The organism is Synechococcus sp. CS-1332 (genome assembly GCF_025127995.1).
Lineage (GTDB): Bacteria > Cyanobacteriota > Cyanobacteriia > PCC-6307 > Cyanobiaceae > Cyanobium.
This window is the reverse complement of sequence record NZ_JAHLYP010000052.1, coordinates 32,215-56,811: the sequence shown is the minus strand read 5'-3', so window position 1 is coordinate 56,811 and position 24,597 is coordinate 32,215. Positions and strand designations below refer to the sequence as shown.

General features: G+C 66.2%; 20 protein-coding genes. 11 read left to right on the top strand and 9 right to left on the bottom strand.

Annotation, left to right across the window (positions count from 1 at the left end; genetic code table 11):
* Window positions 1-11: 11 nt before the first annotated feature.
* Window positions 12-1,154: an acyl-CoA desaturase gene (locus KQ305_RS13620; RefSeq protein WP_259725939.1), complete on the bottom strand. Its 1,143-nt coding sequence runs from the start codon at window positions 1,152-1,154 to the stop codon at window positions 12-14.
* Window positions 1,155-1,232: 78 nt separating this feature from the next.
* On the opposite strand from KQ305_RS13620, the gene KQ305_RS13615 reads away from it, so the two are divergent.
* From KQ305_RS13615 to KQ305_RS13595, 5 genes are all read left to right on the top strand, one after another.
* Entirely contained in the window at window positions 1,233-2,099 is an 867-nt protein-coding gene (locus KQ305_RS13615) for an SWIM zinc finger family protein (protein WP_259725938.1), read from the top strand.
* A 181-nt stretch (window positions 2,100-2,280) separates the two neighbouring features.
* Entirely contained in the window at window positions 2,281-3,180 is a 900-nt protein-coding gene (locus KQ305_RS13610) for a DUF1194 domain-containing protein (protein ID WP_259725937.1), read from the top strand.
* A gap of 146 nt (window positions 3,181-3,326) precedes the next feature.
* A complete protein-coding gene (locus KQ305_RS13605; RefSeq protein WP_259725936.1) occupies window positions 3,327-4,205 on the top strand; it encodes a hypothetical protein in 879 nt (292 codons plus the stop codon).
* Window positions 4,206-4,215: 10 nt separating this feature from the next.
* On the top strand, window positions 4,216-4,797 hold the full coding sequence (locus KQ305_RS13600) for an MEKHLA domain-containing protein (RefSeq protein ID WP_311134362.1): 582 nt from the start codon (window positions 4,216-4,218) through the stop codon (window positions 4,795-4,797).
* Between the two features lie 77 nt (window positions 4,798-4,874).
* Window positions 4,875-5,294 (top strand): Hsp20/alpha crystallin family protein, encoded by a 420-nt coding sequence (locus tag KQ305_RS13595; protein ID WP_259725935.1) that lies wholly within the window; start codon window positions 4,875-4,877, stop codon window positions 5,292-5,294.
* Between the two features lie 5 nt (window positions 5,295-5,299).
* On the opposite strand, the gene KQ305_RS13590 is transcribed toward KQ305_RS13595, so the two are convergent.
* Window positions 5,300-5,533, bottom strand: coding sequence for a PilZ domain-containing protein (locus KQ305_RS13590; protein ID WP_259725934.1), 234 nt, complete (start codon window positions 5,531-5,533; stop codon window positions 5,300-5,302).
* Window positions 5,534-5,794: 261 nt separating this feature from the next.
* Between KQ305_RS13590 and KQ305_RS13585 the strand changes: the two genes are divergently transcribed.
* Entirely contained in the window at window positions 5,795-7,570 is a 1,776-nt protein-coding gene (locus tag KQ305_RS13585) for a diflavin flavoprotein (protein ID WP_259725933.1), read from the top strand.
* Window positions 7,570-9,387 (top strand): diflavin flavoprotein, encoded by a 1,818-nt coding sequence (locus KQ305_RS13580; RefSeq protein ID WP_259725932.1) that lies wholly within the window; start codon window positions 7,570-7,572, stop codon window positions 9,385-9,387. The genes KQ305_RS13585 and KQ305_RS13580 overlap by 1 nt, the downstream gene beginning before the upstream one ends.
* A 9-nt stretch (window positions 9,388-9,396) precedes the next feature.
* Here the strand turns inward: KQ305_RS13580 and KQ305_RS13575 are convergent, their stop codons facing one another.
* The 4 genes from KQ305_RS13575 to KQ305_RS13560 all read right to left on the bottom strand — a co-directional run bounded on the left by KQ305_RS13575 (window position 9,397) and on the right by KQ305_RS13560 (window position 14,383).
* The gene (locus KQ305_RS13575) at window positions 9,397-9,621 is read right to left on the bottom strand and encodes a hypothetical protein (protein ID WP_259725931.1); all 225 of its coding nucleotides are present in this window, start codon (window positions 9,619-9,621) and stop codon (window positions 9,397-9,399) included.
* Between the two features lie 95 nt (window positions 9,622-9,716).
* Window positions 9,717-12,659, bottom strand: a complete 2,943-nt coding sequence (gene gcvP, locus KQ305_RS13570; protein WP_259725930.1) for an aminomethyl-transferring glycine dehydrogenase — start codon at window positions 12,657-12,659, stop codon at window positions 9,717-9,719.
* A gap of 31 nt (window positions 12,660-12,690) precedes the next feature.
* Window positions 12,691-13,080 carry a glycine cleavage system protein GcvH gene (gene gcvH, locus KQ305_RS13565; protein ID WP_259725929.1) on the bottom strand — a complete coding sequence of 130 codons (390 nt, stop codon included), beginning with the start codon at window positions 13,078-13,080 and terminating at the stop codon, window positions 12,691-12,693.
* 28 nt (window positions 13,081-13,108) lie between these two features.
* Complete coding sequence (locus KQ305_RS13560) at window positions 13,109-14,383, bottom strand: methionine gamma-lyase family protein (RefSeq protein ID WP_259725928.1); 1,275 nt, start codon at window positions 14,381-14,383, stop codon at window positions 13,109-13,111.
* Between the two features lie 206 nt (window positions 14,384-14,589).
* Between KQ305_RS13560 and KQ305_RS13555 the strand changes: the two genes are divergently transcribed.
* Entirely contained in the window at window positions 14,590-15,468 is an 879-nt protein-coding gene (locus tag KQ305_RS13555; protein ID WP_259726019.1) for a fatty acid desaturase, read from the top strand.
* Here the strand turns inward: KQ305_RS13555 and KQ305_RS13550 are convergent, their stop codons facing one another.
* Window positions 15,469-16,284, bottom strand: a complete 816-nt coding sequence (locus tag KQ305_RS13550; RefSeq protein ID WP_259725927.1) for a hypothetical protein — start codon at window positions 16,282-16,284, stop codon at window positions 15,469-15,471. It lies immediately after the preceding gene.
* 56 nt (window positions 16,285-16,340) lie between these two features.
* Here KQ305_RS13550 and KQ305_RS13545 point away from each other — a divergent pair, with 56 nt between their 5' ends.
* The 3 genes from KQ305_RS13545 (at window position 16,341) to dnaB (ending at window position 19,378) form a co-directional block, all read left to right on the top strand.
* A complete protein-coding gene (locus KQ305_RS13545) occupies window positions 16,341-17,345 on the top strand; it encodes a fatty acid desaturase (protein WP_259725926.1) in 1,005 nt (334 codons plus the stop codon).
* Window positions 17,346-17,387: 42 nt separating this feature from the next.
* Window positions 17,388-17,849: a 50S ribosomal protein L9 gene (gene rplI / locus KQ305_RS13540; protein ID WP_259725925.1), complete on the top strand. Its 462-nt coding sequence runs from the start codon at window positions 17,388-17,390 to the stop codon at window positions 17,847-17,849.
* A gap of 119 nt (window positions 17,850-17,968) precedes the next feature.
* The gene (gene dnaB / locus KQ305_RS13535; protein WP_259725924.1) at window positions 17,969-19,378 is read left to right on the top strand and encodes a replicative DNA helicase; all 1,410 of its coding nucleotides are present in this window, start codon (window positions 17,969-17,971) and stop codon (window positions 19,376-19,378) included.
* An 81-nt stretch (window positions 19,379-19,459) separates the two neighbouring features.
* On the opposite strand, the gene KQ305_RS13530 is transcribed toward dnaB, so the two are convergent.
* On the bottom strand, window positions 19,460-23,494 hold the full coding sequence (locus tag KQ305_RS13530) for an amino acid adenylation domain-containing protein (protein WP_259725923.1): 4,035 nt from the start codon (window positions 23,492-23,494) through the stop codon (window positions 19,460-19,462).
* The gene (locus KQ305_RS13525; RefSeq protein ID WP_259725922.1) at window positions 23,478-24,539 is read right to left on the bottom strand and encodes a cytochrome P450; all 1,062 of its coding nucleotides are present in this window, start codon (window positions 24,537-24,539) and stop codon (window positions 23,478-23,480) included. The genes KQ305_RS13530 and KQ305_RS13525 overlap by 17 nt, the downstream gene beginning before the upstream one ends.
* Between the last annotated feature and the right edge of the window lie 58 nt (window positions 24,540-24,597).

Below are 24,597 nucleotides of genomic sequence, written 5' to 3'. Positions count from 1 at the left end.
GGAAACCAGGCTCAGCGGCTGGACAGGAGAGCTTTTTGCTTCTCCGCCATCACGGGCAGTAGCAATGGCAGGGCCAGGGGGGCTGCGGCGGCAGGCGTCTGACCCATGCGGCGCAACCAGCGGTAGTGGGAGGCCACACCGGCGAGGAAGGAGCGGTGCGTACGGAAAGGAACGCCGCAGTCGTGGCAGGTCTGCTCAACGATGGCGGAGAGCTGGGGGTAGTGGACGTGGCTGATGCGGGGAAACAAGTGATGCTCCACCTGGAAGTTCAACCCCCCGAGCAGCCAGCTCAGCACGCCATTGGAGCGGCTGAAATCCACCGTGGTGGCCAGCTGGTGGTCGGCCCAGGGGCCCATGCCGGCATTGCTGGCTGCAGCTTCGGGGAAATCGGCCTCCTCCACGCAGTGGGCCAGCTGGAACACCACACTCAGCACGATTCCCTGCACCATCGCGGTCACCACATAGCAGCCGATCACCACAGCGAAGGAATGGCGCTGCAGGGGCAGCGCAAAGGCCAGGGAGAAGAAAATCACCTTGCCGGCCACGACCAGCAGCCAGTCGGCAGGGGTCAGCCGTGGCAGGGAATGGTCGCCGCGGCCCCGGCTGGCCAGATCGGCGAAGTCATCGAAGAACTGCCACTTGATCGGCAGCATTCCGTACAGGGGCCAGAGATAGAGGTGCTGCCAGCGGTGCCACCAGCGGTGGGGCTGGTGAGGCGAGAGGCGTCCGAGCAAGCCGAGATTGATGTCGTCGTCGTGGCCGGAGATGTTGGTGAAGGTGTGGTGCAGGCCGTTGTGCTTGTGGGCCCAGATCAGGGAACTGCCGCCCAGCAGATCGAGCGTCATGGCAGCGGCCTTGTTGATCCAGCGGTGGCGGGAGTAGGCGCCGTGGCCACCGTCGTGCTGGATGTTGAAGCCGATGGCGGCGATCGCCAGGCCGAGGCAGGCCGAAAGGGCCACCGCCCCCGGCCAGCTCCTGACCTGGAAAACGAGCAACCAGTAGGTCAGAACGAACCAGCCGAGGATCACGGCCGATTTGACCACCATGGCCAGCGAATCGCGTCGCTCCTGGCCCGTGCTCTCGAAGTGGTTGTGAACCCTTGCCCTTAAAAGACTGTGAAAACCGTCGCCGGCTCCGAACGTGATGCGATTCAAGGACTCCAAGCCCTGCGTCGCGACAACCTAGGCCAGTGGGTCCGGTAGGCGTCAGGATGGGGCCCTGAGGCCGGCGGCATGACCAGCTCCTTCCCCGGCGCCAATGGCGCCATCACCACCCAGCTGGGGCAGCAGGGTCTGGGGCAACAACCCTGGTGGGTGGAGCAGTGGATGGAGCTGATCCATTCCTACCGCTTCAAGAAACGCCTCGAGCGCGCCTGGACCTACGCCCGGGAAGGCAACGTCGTCTCGATTCGCTTCGAGGGTCGCCGGGTCCACGCCCGGGTGCAGGGCACCGACCCGGATCCCTACAAGGTGAAGCTCTGGCTCGACGTGCTCAACGACGAGGACTGGGGCTATGTGCTCGAGGCCCTGAGCCAGAAGGCCCGCTGGTCGGCCCAGTTGCTGGCTGGGATCATGCCCGCCGACATCGAGAGGGCCTTTGCCGCCAGCGGCAAGCGGCTGTTCCCCTTCAAGCTCCAGGAGGTGCGCAGCGAGTGCAGCTGCCCCGACAAGGCCAATCCCTGCAAGCACATCAGCGCCGTGTACTACCTCATGGGCGATCGCTTCAGCGAGGACCCGTTTGTGCTGTTCCAGCTGCGGGGCCGCACCCGGAGCCAGCTGCTGGGTGATCTGGCCAAGCGCCGCAGGGAGGGGGTGGTGGCGCCCGTGGAGCATGCGCCCCATCCGACCCATCCCGCCATCGCCGATCCGGCCCGCTGGTGGCGCTACGACGCCCCCCTCGATCCCGATCTGGTGGTGATCACGCCGGCCATGGAAGGGGAATCCGGCCTCGATGGCGCCGGCCCCCTGCCCCTGGCCGAGGAGCCCCGCTTCCCGGAGGCCAACCAGCTCTTTCTCGAAACCCTCAAGGCCCACGGGACCGGGATGGGCCAGCTCGCCATGGCCCGGGCGATGGCCACCGGCAACGAAGCGGACGGCTGAACCGCCAAGGCCCCGGCCTTTTAAGGCTTTGTTAAGTTCATGGCCATCAGGTGAATTTTCTATCACCCGGTGCTAACTTTCCAGCGTTGGTCGCTCACCTCCTCGGAGGCCCTGTGCACTGCCTGGCTTCAGGCAGGTTCTGGATCCACGGAACACCACACCGTCCCCCCTCTTTTCAGCCATGAGAACCACCCTCAAGCCCCTGCTCCGAGGAGGAGCTGCTGCTGCAGCCATCGCCATCACCGTGTTCGGCGGCGCCCAGCAGGCCCAGGCCGTCGGCACCATCGAGGTGTTCCAGGAGCTGTTCCTGTCCCTCGACGTCTCCGGCAGCATCAGCCCCAACAACTTCAATCTCTACAAGGACGGCTACATCGCAGCGTTCAACAACACGGACGTGCAGGCGAAAATCTCCGAGACCTTCGCCTTTGGTCGTGGTGGACTCGCGATCGCCGTGGGCCAGTGGAGCAACACGGCCTTCTCGCCGCCGGTGATCGACTGGCAGCACATCACCAGTCTCGACACTGACGGGGTTAACGGCGGCACCTCCCTGAACACCTTCCTCACCGCCCTCGACGGTATGGGGCGCCAGGGCTCCTCCACCACCTGCGTTGATTGCGGCATGGCCGCCGCGATCACCGAGATCAACACCAACGACTACTTCACAACTCGCGCCGACGGTCGGGTGATCGACATTTCCACCGATGGTCAAGGGAACCGTGAGGCCTGCTCCGGAACCAGCAACATTGGGGAATGCTCTCGAATCCGGAGGGATCAAGCCGTCGCCAGCAAAATCATCATCAACGGCCTCGGAGTGGGCAACTCCGCCAGCAACTTCCTCACGGACAACGTCGTGACCCCTCTGAACGGTGACACTAGGGCTGGGTTCGTACAGAAGGCCGCCAACTTTGGGGCCTTCGAGGCAGCCATCACCACCAAGCTGATCCGCGAGGTGGGTCCTCCGGGTCCCGGCCCTACCGATTCGGTGCCCGGCCCCCTGCCCGTCTTGGGTGCGGCCGCTGCCTTCGGCTTCTCCCGCAAACTGCGCCGCCGCATCAACACTGCCAACTTCCACCAGGCCTGATTCCGCCCCCTGCAGTGGCTCCAGCCCGGCGTCATGCCGGGCTTTTTCATGGGTGGACTCTGGCCATCCGCCCGCCGATCGAACAACCTGAGCCCGTCCACACCTGAGGCCAGAGCCGCTCCTCCGGTGCTTTCTCTCCCTTCTCCATGAGCCCCCAAGCCGACCCCCAGCCCACGGCCGATCGCAATCCGGAAGCCCATCCGCGAGCGGGCAGGGAGGTGCCCCTGGCCGAAAACTACGTCGAGGAAGTCGCCCTCGCCCTCAACTGGGGGGCAATCCTGCTGTTCGTCCTGTTCCTGCTTGGGATCATCGCCGCGGCCTGGCCGGTGCGCCTGATCGATCCTCTCTGGCTGCAGGCCGTGAGCGACAAGCTGCTCGCCTCGGGACCCATCGCCATGGTGGGAGCTGTGTTGCTGCTGCTGGCCAGGCTGCTCGATCCCCACTCTCGCCCGATCGGGCGCCGTGTGGCGCTGCTGCGGCCCCTGAGCTTCTGGATCGCCTTCGGGTACCTGCTGCTGATCCCGCTGCAGATCTACAGCGGCATCAACCTGCTGCGCCAGTTCAGGGCCAACGACACCAGCGAACTGAGCGCCTACATCGCCACCACCAGGGCGATCGAGAGCGCCCGCACCTACGACGACATCCTCAAGGCGGTGCGGCTGCTGCCCGGCCAGGCCCCGGCCCTGCCCGCCAGCATCAACGTCCCCCTGGACGTCGTTAAAAACAAGCTCAGCAACGACCTCAATCCCTTCATCAAGCGCTACCAGAACAGCGCCGATGCCATGGGCATGAAGCGGCTCAACGACTGGTTCGTGCAGCTGGCCAGGAACGTCATCGCCGCCCTGCTGCTGTTCTTCACCTTCGCCTCGATCGGCAAGCGCTTCGCCTACCAGCCCACCCTGCTCCAGAGCGTGCTCTCGGGCCGGCTGCTCTCCGCCTTCGGCAGCCGGCGGCACCAGGCCCCCCCGGAAATGGACGCGGCCATGCGCATGATGATGCCCGACGAGAGCGAGCCCCGTCGCTGAGGTCAGAGCCATCCCACCGTCTGAACCGCCCCCCTGGCTGAGCGAGACCGCCATTGCCACCGCCGGGCGCCTCCTGGCTGGCCACCGCCTGGCCTTTGAGCGGCCATTGATGGCAGGCGTGCCATGGGGCCGCTCACCGTTGCAGGCGGCCCAGGAACTGTTCGTGGCTGCCACGGTCGTGCTGGCCCACGATGGCAGCGCCGATCCGCGCCTGATCTACGCCAACCGCGCCGCTTTGTTGCTGTGGCGCCGCCCCTGGAGCGCCATGGTGGGGCTGCCGTCCCGGCTGACGGCCGAGCCGGCCGAACGTCAGAGCCGGGCCCTCGTGCTGGAGCTGGCCCGCCAGCAGAGGGCCCTCAGTGGCTACGCCGGCACGCGCGTCGACAGCGGCGGCCGCCGTTTCCGCCTCGAGAACGCCCGGCTGTGGACCCTGCGGGATGACAGCGGCCAACCCTGCGGCCAGGCGGCCGCCTTTGCCAGCTGGTGGTGGCTGGAGCCGCCCCATTCCGGTTCCCCGCACCCCTTGGCGAAGAGGCCGAACCCGGTTGGGGGGACCGAACCTGGAGCGTCGGTTCCCCCCCTCCAAGCCTGAGGGCAAGGCGGGCACATTGACGGAGCGGATGGTAATTCACCTGGCCATCCCCGTCACGTTGTTCGGAAGCACCAATCATGCGTACCTTGCATCCTTCCCCCTTCGATCTCTTCGACCGGCTGGAGCAACAGCTGCAGACAGCCGAACGGGTTCCCGCCGCCGAGGTTCACGAAACCGAGGCGGCGTACATCATTGCCCTGGAACTCCCTGGCGTCGACCGCTCCTCCATCGACGTGAAGGCCACCGACCGCTCCTTGATCATCACCGCCGAGCGCCGTGCCCACCAGCCAGCCGGAGACCCCTCCGCCGCGGCCGAGGGCAACCGGCGAGCTCCCCTGCTGAGCGAATTCCGCTACGGCACCTGGAGCCGCAGTTTCCGCTTCCCCGGCGGCATCCAAAGAGACGCTCTCGAGGCCCACTACCGCGATGGTCTGCTCACCGTGACGGCACCCAAGGTGCAGTCACTGACAACGGTCAGTGTCAAGGTGGCCGACTGAGGCCATCACGCCTCGATGCGACGGGCGGAATTGAGGGAGAGACCGATCACTGAGATGTAGCTGGTGGCTTCGATCCAGCGCACGATGCCTGTCAGGTCGTAGGTCTCTCCTTCCCCGTCACCGACCACCACGCTGCAGTGATGGCCAACGGTCAGATCATGGCCAGCCTCGATGGCCACCTTCATGCCATCCACGCTCAGGTCAAGGACCTCTCCGAGCACCCCATCGGAGACGCCCATGGACTCCGTGCGAAGCCGGGCTGTGGCCAGGCCCGTCGGAGGCTTGAACCGGTCGGAGCGCGAGGCTTCCTGAAGACGTTCCTCCAGGCGGCGGAAAGCTTGCCGAAACCGTTGCAAGTCTGCGGTGGTCACCTATCCCCTTACCGTCGGATATCGCTGACGCATTGTCCCTTTCCCAGCAAGGCTCTTTGCGTGGTCTAACACGCCGAAAAGGATGCTGCCTTGCCTACAGTCTCAGGCCTGCGGAAGGACTCGGACCCCATGAGCACCAGCACCGCCAGCGCCTCGCCCTCCACGGCGGCCTCGACTGGCCGCCTCAGCCTTCAGTGCGAGCCGATCGCGGCTGACACCACGGCGATCCGCTCCCTCGACTGGGACCGCAGCCGCTTCGACATCGAATTCGGCCTGCGCAACGGCACCACTTACAACGCCTTCCTGGTGCGGGGCGAGCGCACGGCCCTGGTCGACACCAGCCACGCCAAGTTCCGTGACACCTGGATCCCCCTGCTGGAGGGTCTGATCGAACCCACCGCGATCGACCACCTGATCGTCTCCCATACCGAGCCGGACCATTCCGGCCTGATCGGCGATCTGATCGACCGCCACCCGGACATCGAGATCGTCGGCTCCAAGGTGGCGATCCAGTACCTGCAGGACCAGGTGCATCGCCCCTTCCGCAGCCGGGCGGTGAAGAGCGGAGATGAGCTGGATCTGGGCGTTCACCCCAGCAGTGGTGTGGCCCATCGCTTCAGCTTCCTCAGTGCCCCCAACCTGCACTGGCCCGACACGATTTTCTCTTTCGATCACGGCACCGGCCTCCTCTATACCTGCGACGCCTTCGGGCTGCACTACTGCTCCGACGACCTGTTCGATGTCGATCCGGGGGCCATCGCCCCGGACTTCCGCTTCTACTACGACTGCCTGATGGCTCCCAACGCCCGCAGCGTGCTGCAGGCCCTCAAACGCATGGAGGGGCTGCCGGAGATCACCACGATCGCCGTGGGCCACGGCCCCCTGCTGCGGGATCACCTGCCCCTCTGGGTGGGCGACTACCGCGACTGGAGTGGCCAGCGCAGCGCCGGTGAGGCCTACGCCGCCGTCTGTTACCTGAGCCAGTACGGCTTCTGCGACCGGCTCAGCCAGGCCATTGCCCGGGGGGTGGGCAAGGCCTCCGGCCAGGTGCAGCTCGTCGACCTGCGCGCCACCGACGCCCAGGAACTCGCCGCCCTGATCGGCGAGGCGAGTGCCGTGGTGGTTCCCACCTGGCCCGCCAGCCCCGATCCCGACCTGCAGACCGCCATCGGTACCCTGCTGGCGGCCCTCCATCCCAAGCAGTGGGTGGGGTGCTACGACGCCTTCGGCGGCAACGACGAGCCGATCGACACCCTGGCCGGCCAGCTGCGCAACCTGGGCCAGAAATGGGCCTTCGAGCCCCTGCGCATCCGCCAGGTTCCCGGCGGCGCCGACTACCAGCGCTGCGAGGAGGCCGGCACCGACCTGGGCCAGCTGCTCACCAAGGAGAAGACCATCGCCGCGATGAAGGCCATCGATGGCGATCTGGACAAGGCCCTGGGGCGCCTCAGCGGCGGCCTCTACATCGTCACGGCCCGCCAGGACGACGAGGCCGGCAGCCGCAGCAGCGCCATGGTGGCCAGCTGGGTGAGCCAGGCGAGCTTCGACCCCCCCGGGCTCACGGTGGCCGTCGCCAAGGACCGGGCCATCGAAGCGCTGATGCAGGTGGACGATCGCTTCGTGCTCAACGTGCTGCGGGAGGACAACCACCAGCCCCTGCTGCGCCATTTCCTGCGCCGGTTCCCACCGGGGGCCGACCGCTTCGCCGGCGTGAGCATCCTTGAGGGCGTGGCCTCCGGCGGTCCGGTCCTGGGGGATGCCCTGGCCTACCTGGGCTGCCGGGTGACCCAGCGCATGGAGGGGCCCGACCACTGGATCATCTATGCGGTGGTGGAGGAGGGCAACGTGGCCGACACCACCGCCGCCACGGCCGTGCATCACCGCAAAGTGGGCAACCACTACTGATGACCACCTCCCCATCCGCGTCGGATCGGCGCGTCATCGCCCTGCCGGTCGAACCCGGCCTGATCTGCCTGCGTGGCCTCAGCCCCCGGCGGCTGCGTTTCGAGGTGGAGTACGGCCTCGAGCGGGGCACCACCGCCAACAGCTTCCTCTTCCAACAGGGCGCCTCCGGCGGCGCTCCTGTTCTGGTGCATCCGCCGGGGGCCTCCTTCGCCGCCCCCTTCCTGGAGCAGCTGGCCCTGTTGGTGCCGGCCGACGCCCCCTTGAAGGTGGTGGTGGGCCACGTCAACCCCAACCGGGTGGCCCTCCTCAAGGAGCTCGCCGCCGGCTGGCCCTCAACGGTCCTGGTGGCCTCCAATCCAGGGGCCCAGGTGCTGGGCGAACTCTGGAACCGCCAACGGCCCGGCCCCTCGGGCGCTGCCGAAGCCCCAGCCGAGACCGTGCCCCTGCCGACGATCGAGGTGGTCAAGCAGGAGACGAGCCGCACCCTCGCCGACGGCCATGTCCTCACCCTGATCCCCACCCCCACCCCCCGCTGGCCCGGCGGCCTGATGGCCTTCGAGGCCAGCACCGGGCTGCTGATGAGCGGCAAGTTCTTTGCCGCTCACCTCTGCACCGAGGACTTCGCCGAAGCGAGTCGCAGCAGCACCGAGGAGGACCGCCGCTACTACTTCGACTGCCTGATGGCGCCGATGGCCCGCCAGGTGGAAACGGTGGTGGACCGTCTCGATGCGATGGCGATCCGCACCATCGCCCCGGGCCACGGGCCGGCCATTGCCCAGAGCTGGCGCAGCCTGCTGGCCGACTACCGCCGCTGGGGGGAGAGCCAGGAACGGGCCAGCCTTTCGGTGGCGCTGCTCTATGCGAGTGCCTACGGCAACACCGCGGCCATCGCCGACGCCCTCTCCCAGGGGGTGGCCCGCAGTGGTGTGCGGGTTGAGAGCATCAACTGTGAATTCGCGCCACCGGAACAGCTGCTGGAGGCGATCCACTCCTGCGACGCCCTGCTGATCGGCTCACCCACCCTCGGGGGCCATGCGCCCACCCCGATCGTCTCGGCCCTGGGCACCGTGCTGGCCGAGGGTGACCGGGCCAAGCCTGTGGGGGTGTTCGGCAGTTTCGGTTGGAGCGGCGAGGCGATCGACCTGCTCGAAAGCAAGCTCCGCGACGGCGGCTTCCAGTTCGCCTTCGATCCGATCCGGATCAAGTTCAGCCCCGATCTGGCCACCCTGCGCACCCTGGAGGAAACCGGCACCGCCCTGGGCCGCCGCCTGCGCAGCCAACATCGCCAGTCCCAGCGACGCAGCACCGGCGGAGGCCTCAGCGAGAGCCGCACCAACCCGGCGATCCAGGCCCTCGGCCGGGTGGTGGGTGCCCTTTGCGTGGTGCTCGCCCGCAAGGGGGACGGCCCCGAGGCCATCGGCGGCGCGATGGTGGCTAGCTGGGTCAGCCAGGCCAGCTTCAGTCCCCCCGGCTTCACCGTGGCCGTGGCCAAGGATCGGGCGATGGAGAGCCTGCTGCACGTGGGTGACGCCTTCTGCCTCAACGTGCTGGCGGCAGGGAAGGAAAGCGGCCCGATGAAGCGGTTCCTGCAGCCCTTCCCCCCGGGGGCCGATCGCCTGGCCGGCCTGGAACTTGAAGCCACTCCCAGCGGACAACCGCTGCTGCCGGAAGCCCTGGCCTGGCTGGAGGCCCGCGTCAGCCAACGGATGGAATGCGGCGACCACTGGCTGCTCTACGCCGAGGCCCTCAGCGGCGACCTGCTCGATCCGGCCGCCACCACCGCCGTGCACCAGCGACGCAGCGGCGCCAACTACTGAGCCGCTGGCCTAGGCCGCCTGGGGCGGCGTGGGCGACCCGCCGCTGCCCGTCTGGAAGGGAAGGACGAGGGTGGCCCAGTGGTCGGGCCGTTCGGGACGACGGCGCCGGGCCCGGCGCACCCCGAAGGGCACCCGCACCACGTTGGTGCCATCCACCCGTTGGCTGGCCTCCGGCAGACCGGGCACAAGGGGGCCCGGGCCCGGCTCACCGCCTGAATTGTCGTTGCCGTTCATGAACCCCATGAAAATGAAAGGCGATTGCCATCGCCGCTAGGTGATGGCACAGCAATGATGCGCCATGGCGGGGGGAAAAGGTACCGGCGGAACACTCAGGCGGCCAGTTCGGGAATTGCCACCTCTTCCACACTCGGGCAGGTGCAGACGAGGTTCCGATCACCGAAGGCATTGTCGATGCGGGCGACCGCCGGCCAGAACTTGGTCTGCCGCTGTTCCTCCCCGGCGGGGAAGGCGGCCTCACTGCGGCTGTAGGCCCGCTCCCAGCTGTCGGCGGTGACTGCCGCCAGGGTGTGGGGAGCCTGCTTGAGCGGGTTGTCGAGGGGGTCGGCGGCCCCGGTTTCGATCGCCCAGGCCTCGCGGCGGATTCCCTCCATGGCCGCACAGAAGCGATCGATCTCCTGCAGCGATTCACTCTCGGTGGGCTCCACCATCACCGTGCCAGCCACCGGCCAGCTGACGGTGGGGGCATGGAAGCCGTAGTCCATCAGCCGTTTGGCCAGATCGTCCACCTCCAGGCCGCAGCTGCGCTTGAGGGGCCGCAGATCGAGGATGCACTCATGGGCCACCCGGCCGCCGCTGCCGCGATAGAGCACCGGGAAGTGCGGCTCCATCCGCTCGGCGATCACGTTGGCCGCCAGCAGGGCCACCTGGCTGGCGGTGCGCAGGCCTGACCCCCCCATCATGCGGATGTACATCCAGCTGATCGGCAGGATGCCGGCGCTGCCCAGGGGCGCCGCCGACACCGGGCCGATGGCCTGGTTGCCTGCGGCGGCGGCCAGGGGATGGGAGGGCAGGAAGGGCACCAGGTGGGCCGCCACGCCGATCGGCCCCACCCCGGGACCACCGCCCCCGTGGGGGATGCAGAAGGTCTTGTGAAGGTTGAGGTGGCAGACGTCGGCGCCGTAGAGCCCCGGCTTGCAGAGGCCCACCTGGGCATTGAGGTTGGCGCCATCGAGATACACCTGGCCGCCGTGGTCATGCACGGCCTGGCAGATGCGGCGGATGCCCGTTTCGAACACCCCATGGGTGGAGGGGTAGGTGACCATCAGGGCCGCCAGGTCGGCGGCATGGGCGGCGGCCTTGGCCGCCAGGTCCTCGATGTCGATGTTGCCCTGCGCGTCACAGGCCACCGCCACCACCCGCATGCCGGCCATCACGGCGCTGGCGGGATTGGTGCCGTGGGCACTGGTGGGGATCAGGCACACCTGCCGATGGCCCTCACCGCGGCTCCGGTGCCAGGCCCGGATCACCATCAGGCCGGCGTACTCCCCCTGGGAGCCAGCGTTCGGCTGCAGGGACACCCCTGCAAAGCCCGTGATCGCCCCCAGCCAGGCCTCCAGATCCGCCGCCAGGGCGACATAGCCCCCGGTCTGGTCGGCGGGGGCGAAGGGATGCATCTGGGCGAAGGCCGGCCAGCTCACCGGCGCCAGTTCGGCAGCGGCGTTGAGCTTCATGGTGCAGCTGCCCAGCGGGATCATGCCGTGGACGAGCGACAGGTCTTTGCTCACCAGGCGCTGGATGTAGCGCAGCAGCTCCGTCTCGCTGCGGTAGCGATGGAACACCTCCTGGCTGAGCCAGGGGCGTTGCCGCCCTGGCATCCCGTCGAGCAGCTCCGAGAGCGGCTTCTCCTCCAGGGCGATCAGGCCGGCCTGGAGGGCGGTCTGCGCTCCGGCGGCGGCGGCGGAATCCGGGGCCAGGGCCGCCAGCAGGCTGGCCAGTTCCTCGGGCGTGGACAGTTCATCGAGGCTGATGGCCAGGGCGGCCTCACCGTCGTCGCCACGGATCCCGCAGCGGAGGTTGAAGCCGGCGGCCACGGCCCGCTGCCGCAGGCTGGGCGCGGCGGCGGTGCGCAGCACCACGGTGTCGAAGGCCGCCCCTGGGTCAGCCGCCAGCCCCAGGGCCGCCAGCCCCAGCACCAGCCCCTGACGCAGGACCAGAAGGCGACGGGCGATGGCTTCGAGGCCATCAGGGCCGTGGTGCACGGCATAAAAGCTCGCCATCACCGCGAGCAGCACCTGGGCCGTGCAGATGTTGCTGGTGGCCTTGTCGCGCCGGATGTGCTGCTCCCGGGTCTGGAGGGCCAGCCGCAGCGCCGGGTTGCCCTCCGCATCCCTGGACTGGCCAACCAGGCGGCCGGGGATCTGGCGCTTGAAGTCCTCCCGGGTCGCGAAGAAGGCCGCGTGGGGACCACCGAACCCCATCGGCACCCCATAGCGCTGCAGGCTGCCGACGGCGATGTCAGCGCCCAGCTCACCCACCGGGGACAGGAGCGCCTGGGCCAGGGGATCCACCGCCACCGTGCTGATCACCGCGCAGGAGCGGGCCGCCGCCAGCAGCGCTGAGGGGTCCCAGAGGCGGCCCGCGACGCCGGGAAGCTGGAGCAGCAAACCGAAAACGTCCTCGCCCAGCACCCCATCGGGGGCGTGACTGACGGCCTCGGCCTCGAACGTCTCGATCACGATCCCCAGGGGTTCGGCCCGGGTCTGGAGCACGGCCAGGGTCTGGGGGAAGACGGCCCGGTCCACCAGAAAACGGCGTGCCCCACGCCGCGGGCTGACCGCTGCCGCCATCGCCATCGCTTCGGCGGCGGCGGTGGCCTCATCCAGCAGCGAGGCGTTGGCAATGGGCAAACCCGTCAGCTCGCTGACCAGCGTCTGGAAATTGAGCAGGGCCTCCAACCGGCCCTGGGCGATCTCCGCCTGGTAGGGGGTGTAGGCGGTGTACCAGCAGGGGTTTTCCAGCACGTGGCGCTGGATCAGAGCCGGCGTCGCCGTGCCGTGGTAGCCGAGGCCGATCAGGCTGCGCAGCACCCGGTTGCGAGACGCCAGGACTCCCAGCTCCGCCAGGGCCACCGCCTCCGGGCAGGGGAGCGGCAGGCCGACGTCGGCCTCGGCCGCCGTCAGCAGGATGTCGGCCGGAACGACCTCGGCCGCCAGCTGGTCAAGGGACCCCAGGCCGAGCTCGGCCAGCATCCGTAGCTGATCTTCGGGATCCGGACCCAGATGCCGGACCAGGAAGGAGGCGGACACGGGCATTCGGGAGGGTGGTGGCGGGATCCTAAGGAATTCAGCCCGCCTGCACCTTGGCCCCGTAGGTGGCGGCATCCATCAGAGCCTCCAGTTCGTCAGGCGCGCCAAGCCGTACCAGCAGCAGCCAGCCTTCCCCATAGGGATCGTTCTGGAGCTCCTCGGGGCTGGCCAGTACGGCCTCGTTGCGGGCCTCCACCGTGCCGCTCACCGGGGCCATCAGATCCTCCACCGCCTTGACCGATTCGACGCTGCCGAAACTCGTGCCCCTGGCCAGGGCGGCCCCCACCGCCGGCAACTCGACAAAGACGATGTCGCCGAGCTGGTCCACGGCGAAGGAGCTGATGCCGAGGCGCACCAGGTCACCGTCCGGGCGCACGTACTCGTGGGTTTCGGAATAGCGGCAATCGTCGGGGAAGGTGTGTGCCAAGGCCGGTGGGGGTGCGGAGGAGGCGGCCTCAGTCTGCCTCCGGCAGGGACGCCAGGGCCGCAAGGGCCTGCTCAAGGGCCAGGGCCACATGCCCATGGTGGGTGCCGCCCTGGGCATAGAGCACGTAGGGCTCCCGCAGCGGACCGTCGGCGGAGAACTCACTGGTGCTGCCGTCGATGAACGTGCCCCCCGCCATGACCAGATCACTGGCGTAGCCGGGCATGGGGGCCGGCACTGGATCCAGGTAGGCCCCCACAGGGGAGGCCTGCTGGAACGCCCGGCAGACGGCGATGAGCCGATCCGGATGGCCGAGCCGCACCGCCTGGATCACATCACTGCGTTCGGCACCGGGACCAGGGTTCACGGCGTAGCCGAGGCCGCCGAACACCTCGGCCACCAGATCGGCGCCGATCAGGGCCTCGGCCACCATCTGGGGGGCCAGGAACAACCCCTGGAACAGCAGCCGGTACTGATCAAACCCCGTGCCCCCCTCGCTGCCGATGCCCGGGGCGGTGAGCCGGCAGCAGGCCATTTCCACCAGCTCCTGGCGGCCGGCCACATAGCCCCCCGTGGGCGCGATGGTGCCGCCCAGATTCTTGATCAGGGATCCGGCGATCAGGTCGGCCCCGACGGCGGTGGGTTCCTGTTCCTGGACCAGCTCCCCATAGCAGTTGTCGACGAAGCAGACGCAGTCCGGCCGCAGCTCCTTGACCCGTTCGCAGAGGCGGCCGATGGTGGCCACAGGCAAGGAGGGCCGCCAGCTGTAGCCGCAGCTGCGCTGGATCAGCACCATTCGCGTCTTAGGGGCCAGCGCGTCCTCCAGGGCCGCTTCGTTGACCTCTCCGGCCTCGGTGAGGGGCAGCTCGTCGTAGCGGATGCCGAACTCGGCCAGGGATCCCTGGCCCTGGCCCCGCAGCCCGATCACCTCCTCGAGGGTGTCGTAGGGGCGGCCGGTGAGCGCCAGCAGCCGGTCACCCGGCCGCAGCACCCCGAACAGGGCGGCGGTGATGGCATGGGTGCCGCTGACGAACTGGAGCCGCACGGCGGCGGCTTCGGCCTGCAGCACCCGCGCGAAGACCCGATCCAGCACCTCCCGGCCCAGGTCCCCGTGGCCGTAGCCGCTGACCGAGGCGAAGTGGTGCACCCCCAGGCGTTCGGCGGCGAAGGCGTCCAGCACCCGGCCCAGGCGGGGCCGCACGGCGGCCGTGCGGCGGGCCACCACCGGGGCGAGCCGCTCGAGGGCGGCGGCCACCGTGTCGGCAGGGCTGGAGCCTTCGCGCAGACCTGGAAGAACGTTCCCCAAGGGCTGGCAATCGTCAGAACCCACTCTGCCATCGCTGCCGTGGGTCAGGATGGGGGCCTGACTCTCAGCCCACCCCTGCCCTTCCACCGGAGAAACGTTTGGTTGCACGATCCGAAGCCTTCCGATCTGGCCAGAGCGCCCAGACCGTGCGCGTCCCCCGGCAGGAAACCAGCCACTCGCGCAAGAAGGCCCAGTTGCTGGCGGCCATGGAAGGGCCGAGGCCGCCCCTGCCAGCGACCCAGCGCAAATTCAAGACCGGCACCACCGGCTTCATGCTGGCCATCCATGTCGGTGCCGTCTTCGCCCTGCTGCCCCGGTTCTGGAGCCTCCAGGGGGTGATCGTGCTGGCGGTTCTTTACTGGGCCACGGTGCTGGGGGTGACCCTGGGGTTGCACCGGCTGGTGGCACACCGGGGCTTCGAAGCCCCCCGCTGGGTGGAGCGGATGCTGGTGCTGATGGGCACCCTGGCCTGCCAGAGCGGCCCGATCGAATGGGTCGGCCTGCACCGGCACCACCACCTCTTCTCCGACCAGCCCAACGATCACCATGACGCCGCCCGGGGTCTCTGGTGGGCCCACAGCGAATGGATGCTGCACAAGATCCCGGCCCTCACCGAGATCCATCGCTTCACCGGCGACATGGAGAGGGATCCCTTCTACCGCTGGCTGGATCGCTGGTTCCTGCTGCTGCAACTGCCCCTTGGGGCTGCCCTTTACTGGTATGGCAACTGGGCCGGCGTTCCTGGCGGCGGCCTGGGGCTGGTGCTCTGGGGAATTCCCCTCCGCCTGGTGCTCGTCTATCACGTCACCTGGCTGGTGAACTCCGCCACCCACGCCTTCGGGTATCGCAATTTCGACTGCCCCGACCGCTCCCGCAACTGCTGGTGGGTGGCCCTGCTCACCTTCGGTGAGGGCTGGCACAACAACCACCACGCCTACCCCCATTCGGCCCGCCACGGGCTGCGCTGGTTCGAGTTCGACATCACCTGGCAGCACATCAGGGCCATGAGAGCCTTGGGCCTGGCCAGGCGCGTCCGCATCGCCCCTGTGTTCGGCCACCGCGGCGACGCTCCCTCCAGCGCCTGATCAGAGGTCCGCTTGGTCGGCTGTCGCAGGGATCACCGCCCCGATCTCCCGGCGGATGGCGGCCGCCAGATCGTCCGGGGCCTGCTCGGCCCCTTCCCCCTGCAGCCGGCGGGCCCGCTGCCGCAGCAGCTCCAGAAAACGGTCTGGGCCTAGCTCGTCCTCCCCCGCCGCCCCCAGGGCCGCCAGGGTGCGGCGCAGTTCCGGCAGTTCGGCATCGAATTCCACCGCCGTGTAGTCGCGCTGGCCGGCGATCACCTCGGCGAAGCGCTCCCGCCGCTGGCGTTTCGCCACCGGATAGGCCGCCATCAACCGGTCGCGGCAGTCGCGCCAGGGCCTGCCGGCGGTGAACAGATGGGCCAGGGCGGCGCTGAGCCCCCCGGCCTCGGTGTCGGCGATGCGCAGATCGAAGCTGGCCGGAGGCTGGCGGAAGCCCACGAACACCTCGAGCAGGGCCCCAGGTCCCAGCACCCGCTGACGCTCGTCAAGCACCGGCAGGGCCGAGCTGCAGAGGGCGTCGAAGAGCTCGGGGTGGGCCGCCAGCAACGTGCGCGCCGCCAGCGGCTCCAACCGACCCCCGGGGGCCTGGGCCTCGAGCCAGAGGTTGACGCTCCCCAGGGCCAGGAAGACCTCCGGACCCGGGGAGGCCAGCTTGCCGTTGCGCAGCATCGAGAGCTGGGAGTTGTGCACCCGCCCCAGGTCGAGGGCCTCGGCCAGCATCGGCAGCACCCGGTGGGACCAGCCGTTGCGCTCGTGCCAGACCCGGATCAGGTGGGCGAAGGCGATGCGACCAGATACGAGTTCGTCTCGGAATCCCACTCGATCTGGATTCGTATTGCTACCATCCTAATCACTCAACAGGAGTCCGGTCCTTCATGGCCGTCCAAACCTTCTCCCGCTCCGGCGCCCCAACCGGCAGCCGCCGCGACACCGCCAGCAACGCCCGCCACACCCGCCGCCCCGCCAGCATCAACCAGGGGTCCGATGCCCTGCTCCGGGCCAGGGGCCTGCACGAACCTCGCCGCGGCGAACCCCGCGGCGTCTCCGCCAAGGGCACCCGCTGGGGCACGATCGGCTTCATGGTCCTGATCCACGTCCTGGCGGTGGTGGCCCTTCTGCCCCGTTTCTGGAGCCTGGAAGCCGCCAGTGCCCTGCTGGTGATGTATTGGGTCACCGCCTGCCTGGGCGTCACGATCGGGTACCACCGGCTGCTCTGCCACCGCTCCTTCCGCGTGCCCCTCTGGCTGGAGCGCTTCTTCGCCACCTGCGGCGCCCTCAGCTGCCAGCACGGCCCGATCGACTGGGTCGGCCTGCACCGCCATCACCACAAGTTTTCCGATACGGAAGCGGATCACCACGACAGCAACAAGGGCTTCCTGTGGGCCCACATGTCGTGGATGTTCGAAGAAATTCCCGCCATGGCCGCCGTGCCCCGCCTCACCGGCGACTTGGCCACCGACCCTTACTACCGCTGGCTGAACACGAGCTTCCTGCTGCTTCAGGTGCCCCTGGGCCTGCTGCTGTTCTGGATCGGCACCGCCACCGGCGCCGGCGGCTGGGCCCTGGTGCTGTGGGGCATTCCCCTGCGTCTGGTGATCGTGTATCACTGCACCTGGCTGGTGAATTCGGCCACCCACATGTGGGGAGAGACCGTCCATGAGAGCGGTGACAAATCGAAGAACAACCCCTGGGTGGCGGCGCTCACCTTCGGTGAGGGCTGGCACAACAACCACCACGCCTACCCCCATTCCGCCCGCCACGGATTCGGCCCCCGCCAGTTCGACCTCACCTGGCAGCACATCCGGCTGATGCGGGCCCTGGGCCTGGCCACCCGGGTCCGCCTACCCCGGGCGGCCGGCCACGCCGGCTCCATGTCGTAGGCTGGCCAATCGGATTTCAGATGGCTCAGCCGGGGCGTTGTCATGGTCAAGAAGCGTGTGCAGGTGGTCCTGAGCGAGGACATCCTTTCCCTGGGCAAGAACGGGGATCTGGTGGATGTGGCTCCCGGCTACGCCCGTAACTTCCTCCTTCCCACCGGCAAGGCCCTGGCCGTCACCGCTGCGGTGCTGCGTCAGGTGGAGCACCGGAGGGCCAAGGAGGCTGAGCGCCAGGCGACGCTCAAGGCCGACGCCGTCGCCTTCCGCACCGCCCTCGACACCATCGGCCGCTTCACCGTCAAGAAGCAGACCGGCGGCGACGATGTCCTGTTCGGCACCGTCACCAACGGCGACGTGGCCGAAGCCATCGAGGCCGCCACCAAGAAGGAAGTGGATCGCCGCGTCATCACCGTTCCCGAGATCCACCGCACGGGCTCCTACAAGGTGCAGATCAAGCTGCACCCTGAAGTCGTCGCCGACGTCAACCTTGAAGTGGTCAGCTACTGATCAGCCAGCAGCGAACCGATTTTTCCGGCTAAGGGTTCCAGAGTGATCGTTCTCGCTGGCGCCCGATCCCGACCGATCCGGCTCCCCTTTTCGATGAGTCGCGTTCTGGAATCGAGTCGATGGTGAGCGTGCCCCTGGCTGAATCCGATCCCCCCCGGCCCGATGGGCCGAGGCCGGCGGCCAAGCGAACCGAACAGGTCGGTTTCGAAGCTCTGCCTGATTCGGTCCCGCCCCAGAACCTGGAGGCAGAGGAGTCGGTCCTTGGCGGCATCCTCCTCGATCCCGATGCCATCGGCCGCGTCGCCGACGTGCTGCGTCCCGAGGCGTTCTATCTCGGCGCCCACCGCGAGATCTATCGCACCGCCCTGATGCTGCACAGCCAGGGCAAGCCCACCGACCTCACGGCGATGGCGGCCTGGCTCGCCGACACCGGCCAGCTCGAGAAGGTTGGCGGCAGCGCACGGCTCGTCGAGTTGGTGGAGCGCACCCTCTCCACCGCCTCCATCGACCAGGTGGCCCGCCTGGTGATGGACAAGTATCTGCGGCGGCAGCTGATCCGCTCCGCCAACGACGTGATCCGCCTGGGCTTCGACCAGAGCATCCCCATGGAGCAGGTGCTCGATGAGGCCGAGCAGAAGATCTTTGCCATCAGCCAGGAGAAGCCCACCGCCGGCCTCACCCCCACCGCCGAAATCCTCACCAGCACCTTCAACGAGATCGAGAGCCGCTCCCTCGGCACCGCCGTCGCCGGCATCCCGGTCAACTTCTACGACCTCGACGCCATCACCCAGGGCCTGCAGCGCAGCGACCTGATCATCGTCGCCGGGCGCCCCGCCATGGGCAAGACCTCCATCGTCATGAACATCGCCAAGAACGTGGCCCAGCTGCACCAGCTGCCGGTCTGCGTGTTCAGCCTGGAGATGAGCAAGGAACAGCTCACCTACCGCCTGCTCTCGATGGAGGTGGGCATCGAGAGCGGCCGCCTGCGCACCGGCCGCCTGCAGCAGGAGGAGTGGCCCCTGCTGGGCCAGGGCATCAACAGCCTCGGCCAGCTGCCCCTGTTCATCGACGACAAGCCCAACTCCGGCGTGCTCGAGATGCGCTCCCTCTGCCGGCGCCTGATGGCCGAAACCGGCAAGGAGCTCGGCCTGATCGTGATCGACTACCTCCAGCTGATGGAGGGCAGCACCCCCGACAACCGCGTCCAGGAGCTCTCCCGCATCACCCGCGGACTCAAGGGCATGGCCCGGGAATTACATGTGCCCGTGATCGCCCTCTCCCAGCTCAGCCGGGGCGTGGAGTCCCGCACCAACAAGCGCCCCATGCTCAGCGACCTGCGGGAGTCGGGCTCGATCGAGCAGGACGCCGACCTGGTGCTGATGATCTACCGCGACGAGTATTACAACCCAGAAACCGCCGACCGCGGCATCACCGAAGTGATCGTCACCAAGCACCGCAACGGCCCCGTCGGCACGGTCAAGCTGCTGTTCGAACCCCAGTTCACCCGTTTCCGCAATCTTGCGGCCTGACCTGCTGGGCGGCACCAACGCGATCGCTTCGGAGCGTTTCGCAAGCGAGCAGGAAGGAACGTAACTCCAGCCCCACCAGCTTCACCCAGCCTCCTGTTGCGCGAGCGCCTCACGAATGGCAGCCGCCAGATCGGCTGCCCATGGGGCGAGGTGATAGTGGTAATGCTCTTCGAACAGTCTCCGGTGGTGCACGCCACCGCAGGCGTAGGCACGCCAGAGCCTGCACTTCAGCCGTTCCCCCCGCGAGGTGGTGAACAGGTGAACCGTGACAGGCAGCGTCCTGGGTTGGTAGCGGCGGTGGAGAAGGTCGTAATAGTCCTGTCCGCTGGCTTCAGTGCGTTCGTGCGGTTGATGTGGGAGGGGGGCAAGCGGAGGGCGGAACCGCTGCAACTCCGCTGAGAGCCTCCTGGAACGGAGCTGCAGGAACTTCACGAAGTTACGGGGCCGTTTGCTATGGCGGAGCTGTTCGAGATAAGCCGGCAAACGTCCAATGGTCTTGCGCAGCAGCAGAGACGTCCGCAGGCGCCTCGAAATGAACGCTGTCCGGTCACTGTCGAGGATGGCCAGCATGCCGATAGAGCGACCACGGCTCAGCAGGGCGGCCGCCACGGCGTAGGCATACCAGCCGCCTGCGGATTGGCCCAGGAGATGGTACGGGCCCTGTGGCCAGCGTTCTTCGATGAGTGTGGCGTAGTGCTCCGCCATCTCCTCCACGCTCCGATGGCGCGGGGCACGGCCGTCGATGCCCCGCGCCTGGAGGCCGTAGACCGGACGGTCAGGCGCCAGAAAACCGGCAAAGTCGGTGTAACAGAACACATCACCACCGAAGCCGTGGATCACAAACAACGGGATGGCCTCACCAAGTGCCTGAAGGGGAACCATGCACGGGTCAAGATCACTGGGAAGCGTCTTCTCCCCCTCCAGCCGCAAGAGCATCTCAGCGATGGTCGGAGCATGAAAGATCATCGCCAGTGGCAGGGTTCTGGCGAGGCTCTCCTCGATGCGGGAGATCAGCCGGGCTGCGGCGAGGGAATGGCCACCGATGGCAAAGAAGTTGTCATGGATGCCGAAGTCGCCATGGCCGAGCACGTCGGCCCAGAGCGAGTGGAGCCGGATCTGGAGGGGTGTCGACGGTGCCGTGCGTCGATGGAGATCTCCGCTGAAGCAGGGTGTCGGCAAGGCACTGCGATCAAGCTTGCCGTTGGGAGTGAGGGGAAAAACGTCGATACGGACGAAGGCGGCCGGCAGCATGTACTCAGGCAGGCGTTCGGCAAGGAAAGGGCCCAGCTCGATGGCGGAAAGGGAGCTGGCCGCAGCCGAGTGGTCGAGAGCAGAGTCACCGGCCGCCGCATCGCCTGAGGGGTGGGTGGCGATCCAGTAGGCGACCAGCTGGGGGTTCGATGGCTGGTCCTGCCTCAGCAGCACCACGGCCTGCTCGATCGCCGGATGGGCGATCAGGGCTGCCTCAATCTCCCCAGGTTCGATTCGGAAGCCGCGCAGCTTGATCTGATGATCAAGGCGGCCATGGAAGGCCAGGGTGCCGTCGGCATTCCAGCTGGCGAGATCGCCAGTTCTGTAGAGGCGCTCCGTCGAATCGCCGCGGAAGGGGCTGGGTATGAACCGCTCAGAGGTGAGGTCGGGGCGATTCAGATAGCCCAGGGCCAGACCGGCACCGCCGATATGGAGTTCACCTGGGATGCCGATCGGGCAGAGCTGGAGATGGGCGTCGAGGACCAGCAGCGAGGTATTGGGGAGAGGCACTCCGATGGGCGCCATGAGGGGCCAGTCGCTGACAGCGGCCGGCAGCAGATGGTGCGACACCACATGGCTTTCCGTAGGGCCGTAATGATTGTGCAACCGGCCATCATCGAGCCGGCCGATGAAGCTCCGGATCGCCGGGGACAGGGTCAGGGCCTCACCTGCGGAGATGACATCACGCAGGCGGCTGTAGGGAGCCTCGGCACAGAGGGCCAGCTGCTCGAGCACGACATAGGGAAGAAACAGCCTTTCGATTTCCTCCGCCCTGATGACCTTCCAGAGCAGCGCAGGGTCGCGCCGTTGCGCCGCTGAGATCAGGACCAGGGTGCCCCCGAGGCAAAGCGTTCCAAACACTTCCTGGAGGGAGACATCGAAGCCGCAGCCGGCGAACTGCAAGGTCCTGGCAGGAGGCCTCAGGCGCTCGTGCTGGCGATGGAAGGCAACCAGCCCGGCCAGAACGCGGTGGGGGACGAGCACACCTTTGGGTACCCCAGTGGAGCCGGAGGTATAGAGGAGGTAAGCCGGAGCCGAGAGCGGGATCGCTGCAGGCGCCTGAGGTTCCACGACATCAGTCTCTTGGAGGTCATCGCCAAGGTTCAACAGCGGCCGACTCGCCAGAGCGGCCACAGCGCAAGCCGGCCCATCCACCACCAAGAGGAGCGGATCGGCATCGGCGAGCATCCGCTGCAGGCGTGCCTCCGGCAGGGTCGGATCAAGGGGGAAATAAATGCCGCCGGCCTTGAGAATGGCCAACAGGCCAACCACCATCTCGAAGGAGCGACCCAGGCAAAGGCCAACGATCACACCGGGACCGACACCCCGCTGCCGTAGAAGATGGGCCATCTGGTTGGCACGGGCATTGAGCGCGCCATAGCTGAGCTGCTGGTCGGCGTAGACCAGGGCAGTGGCCTCAGGTGTGCGGGCTGCCTGCTGCTCGAAGATCTGATGGGCGCAGCGCTCAAGAAGCGGCAGGGCGTTCCCGTGAGACCAGATCTGGAGCTGGCGGGACTCCCCATCCGGAAGCAAGGGCAGAGCAGAAACTCTGCATCCAGGAGACGCAACAATCCCCTGCAGAAGACATAGCCACTGATCCAAGATTCGACGAATATGGTCGTCACTGAAAAGAGACGTTCTATAACTTAATTCGCAATGAAGGCCATCACAACCAGCAACTGGCTTGATCGACATATGGATCTCAAAGGACTCACGAATGACCGGAACTGCGAAGCGCTCAACAGTGACGCCTTTGGCGCATACAGGCTTTGGCTTAAAATTATTGTAAGCAAACATCACCTGCACCAATGGGGGACGGCCCCACATCCTGGCAGGACAATGGTCTATCACAAGCTGCTCAAAGGGCATGCTTTGGTGGGCAAAAAGATCTCCCATGCTTGAAGTAAGCCTATCCAGATAGTCACTGAAGCAGGGGTCATCAATAAGCTCACCACGAATGACCAAGGTATTGACGAAGAATCCAATCAATCGGCGCATGGAAGACCTGCTGCGGCCGGCAACAGGAGTTCCAACAAGCAAGTCCGTTTTGAGACTGGTTCTGGACAACAGGACCTGGAAGGAAGCCAGCAAGAGCACATAAAGGGTGGTTCCCTTCTCATGCGCAAGACTGGCGAGTTGCTGCCGCAGGGAAGCAGGCAGGCAGACGGTCTGGACATCTGCCGAAAAAGTTTCTGTCGGCGGGGGAGAAAAATCCCTTGGTATGTCTAGGGTCGTGGGAGCTCCATCGAGGTAACGATGCCAGAAGCTCCTCAATAACTCCAGGCGAGCCTGTGAATTCCGCTTCAGGTGGTCGTCGCCTTCAGATCGTTTCAGCAACGACGCAGGATCTGATGTACTGCTAGATTCATCTTCTGATTCATACAGAGCAAACAGTTCTTCCTCGAGAATGTCAAGAGACCAACCATCGCAGACTGCATGATGGATGGTGATGACGAGCAGATGATCATTCTCACTCACTTCCAGTAATAATGCCCGCACCAAGGGACCTTGTTCCATATCGAAGGACGCGACCGACTCCAAACTTGCACGTTGTTGCAGGGCTGACTCAACGGTCAACGAATCACTTTGCATTGACGGCTGAACTCGTTCGATTCGCATCGGCCAAGCAGAAGGCGAATGAATGATCTGCAGAACATCAGCGCCTTCAAGATGGAGAGTGGTGCGCAGCGCTTGGTGCCGTCGCCGGAGAACATCAAGCGACTTCTGCAGGCGATCAATCAGCAAGGAACCATTTAATCGCCAGGCACGTCTAACGTGATAGGCACCCGATCCAGGACTGTACTGCTCCAGAAAGTAGAAACGCTTCTGACCTAAAGAAGCTGGAAAGCTAGTGTGGCTGAGCATTGATCACCAGGTCACTTGCAACGCCAGAAAGCGAAGCATCTGAATACTTCAAGAAAGCCGAAGCTGGGCCAACCTGTACAGCTGAAGTGCAAACATTCTCTGCAATCTCATTGGCTCTGTACAGAAGGAGCTCTTGAATCCTGGCCGTAACAACCTTGGCCAAGCCCGCCCCCTTGCAGTAATGACTTCCGTAACCGAGGGGAAGTTTCAGCGAAGAGGAAAAAGGACATCCACTGACATCACCAAGAAAGAGATAGCAGGTATCACCGGAATGAAGCGAATGGCCAGAAATATGATGAGGTACGACGCACTCTCTCATGACAAAATTAGTCGGCAGCATCGAATAGCCATTCGACAGGCTGGCGAGGGATGCCTGAAGGTCAGCAGAGTCAGGACTTCGAATGACAGCGTTCAGAAGGGCCGTAGCAACAGCCAGAAGTGGCGTAGCTCCCATCATCAACAAGGTAAGGACTGCAAGTCGATCGGCATCGGAGAGTGGGCACTGTCGGTCAGGATGATTCTCAATCGCATTGATAAGTGCATCGAGAATAGTGTTGCATCGAACCAGGTGGCTGCGCTTTGCGAAGGGCTGGAAGATATCAACAGCAAATACCTCCTTGTTGTCGAGAGGAGGATCGACGCCACTGATCGTTTCCAGGCAGTGGCGCATGAGCCTGCCAACAAGTGCAATTCCAACCTGGTGTGCCGTCAGATCATCTGATCCATCCAGCAATGGATCAATGGCCTCAAGAAGCACTGAGATATTCAGATTGCGAATAGCATCTTCACAACGTGCGAAGGGCTGTTGAATGGCTTCAACCTGCGCTGCATGACGATCGGCGTTGAGAAAAGCTGGATTAGAATCTATGAAAAAGCGAATTTGTCGCGTGCTCTCCTCATCACAGAGCGACAGGATCGGGGCAAGAAACTGCGCCTGTTGAAAGCGGGAGTCAGCCAGAATCGTTCTAGCCAAAGAAGCCCTATACACCATATAGATGCGAGGGCCTTGGCTGGCATCAGAAAGGCATTCGATCGGATCAGACATCTCAGCGAAAGACCCCTCATGACGCCGACCGGTGATGTGCGTGACCCGCTGTATCGCC

Bases quoted from the DNA above. Each gene is read 5' to 3' on its own strand.
- gcvP (WP_259725930.1), bottom strand. From the start codon at position 12,659: ATGCCCGTGTCCGCCTCCTTCCTGGTCCGGCATCTGGGTCCGGATCCC.
- KQ305_RS13595 (WP_259725935.1), top strand. From the start codon at position 4,875: ATGCGTACCTTGCATCCTTCCCCCTTCGATCTCTTCGACCGGCTGGAG.
- KQ305_RS13555 (WP_259726019.1), top strand. From the start codon at position 14,590: ATGGAAGGGCCGAGGCCGCCCCTGCCAGCGACCCAGCGCAAATTCAAG.
- KQ305_RS13590 (WP_259725934.1), bottom strand. From the start codon at position 5,533: ATGGGCGTCTCCGATGGGGTGCTCGGAGAGGTCCTTGACCTGAGCGTG.
- KQ305_RS13580 (WP_259725932.1), top strand. From the start codon at position 7,570: ATGACCACCTCCCCATCCGCGTCGGATCGGCGCGTCATCGCCCTGCCG.
- KQ305_RS13530 (WP_259725923.1), bottom strand. From the start codon at position 23,494: ATGCTCAGCCACACTAGCTTTCCAGCTTCTTTAGGTCAGAAGCGTTTC.
- KQ305_RS13605 (WP_259725936.1), top strand. From the start codon at position 3,327: ATGAGCCCCCAAGCCGACCCCCAGCCCACGGCCGATCGCAATCCGGAA.
- rplI (WP_259725925.1), top strand. From the start codon at position 17,388: ATGGTCAAGAAGCGTGTGCAGGTGGTCCTGAGCGAGGACATCCTTTCC.
- KQ305_RS13610 (WP_259725937.1), top strand. From the start codon at position 2,281: ATGAGAACCACCCTCAAGCCCCTGCTCCGAGGAGGAGCTGCTGCTGCA.
- dnaB (WP_259725924.1), top strand. From the start codon at position 17,969: ATGGTGAGCGTGCCCCTGGCTGAATCCGATCCCCCCCGGCCCGATGGG.
- KQ305_RS13585 (WP_259725933.1), top strand. From the start codon at position 5,795: ATGAGCACCAGCACCGCCAGCGCCTCGCCCTCCACGGCGGCCTCGACT.
- KQ305_RS13575 (WP_259725931.1), bottom strand. From the start codon at position 9,621: ATGAACGGCAACGACAATTCAGGCGGTGAGCCGGGCCCGGGCCCCCTT.
- KQ305_RS13615 (WP_259725938.1), top strand. From the start codon at position 1,233: ATGACCAGCTCCTTCCCCGGCGCCAATGGCGCCATCACCACCCAGCTG.
- KQ305_RS13545 (WP_259725926.1), top strand. From the start codon at position 16,341: ATGGCCGTCCAAACCTTCTCCCGCTCCGGCGCCCCAACCGGCAGCCGC.
- KQ305_RS13525 (WP_259725922.1), bottom strand. From the start codon at position 24,539: ATGTCTGATCCGATCGAATGCCTTTCTGATGCCAGCCAAGGCCCTCGC.